The organism is Mucilaginibacter sp. P4_E8, assembly GCF_056401495.1.
On record NZ_JBFUJG010000405.1, the window covers coordinates 1 to 1,107 of the forward strand.

Sequence of the window (1,107 nt, forward strand, 5' to 3'; positions counted from 1 at the left end):
GGTCCACATATCGCGGTCCAGATCAATCAGGATATTGTTTATCCTTTTCAATGCATCACATTGAGCGGCAAAATTATCATAATGTTCAATTTGAGTGGTAAACTGCGAACGGCTTAAACCCAATACATCATTTACAAAGTGATTACCGAAGGCTTTCCAATCCTTACCCGGATAAGCAATATGGTGCGCGTTGAAATTGCCGGTAGCACCACCAAACTTGGCCGAATAAGATACCGACTTTAATTGCTGCAACTGACCTTCCAAACGTTCAATAAAAACTTGTATCTCTTTACCCAAACGTGTTGGTGAGGCTGGTTGCCCATGCGTATGTGCCAGCATAGGTATCTGATCCCACTCCTGGGCATAGCCTTTTAATGTGCTAACTAGTTCATTTATAGATGGATAGTAGCTGTTGTTTATGGCAAGTTTAAAGGTGTAGGGGATAGCTGTATTGTTAATATCCTGCGATGTAAGTCCAAAATGGATGAACTCTTTATAGGGTTCGAGGCTTAATTTATCAAACTCTTTTTTGATGAAATATTCTACCGCTTTTACATCATGATTGGTTGTTTTTTCAATCTCTTTTATGCTTTCAGCATCGGCTTCACTAAAATTTCTGTAGATGTCGCGTAACTTTTCTGATAGAGTTTTATCAAACTGTTGCAGTTGGGGCAAAGGATATTCAACTAAAGCGATAAAATATTCTATCTCCACAAACACACGGTATTTGATAAGTGCGTATTCAGAAAAATAGTTAGCAAGTTCAGCAGTTGTATTGCGATAGCGGCCATCAATTGGTGAAATTGCTGAAAGAGAAGTAAGCGTCATGTTCTTTTAAATTTTTGCAAAGGTAAGAAATTAGATGTGCGGATCACAGATGTGCTGATATTCAAATATGAAAATTGAAATTCTTTAAGTTAGATGTCCAATTTTCAAAAAGTCAACAGTTATACTAAAAAATATAACAACATTGATAATCATCTGCATACCTCCACATTTATGGGCCTTTGTCTTGTAAATGTAATTTCAATTGGAAACTTTGAAATCAAAAAATGTTTCCTTAGTTTTGACCCGGAAAGTCAATGAGTCAAATAGAGAGAATAATAC

At 36.5% G+C, this 1,107-nt stretch carries 1 protein-coding gene; it reads right to left on the reverse strand.

The annotated features are described in order from the left end of the window. A partial coding sequence (locus AC1DRQ_RS31760) for a lyase family protein (RefSeq protein WP_477430176.1) occupies window positions 1-828 on the reverse strand: 828 nt, incomplete at its 3' end. Between the last annotated feature and the right edge of the window lie 279 nt (window positions 829-1,107).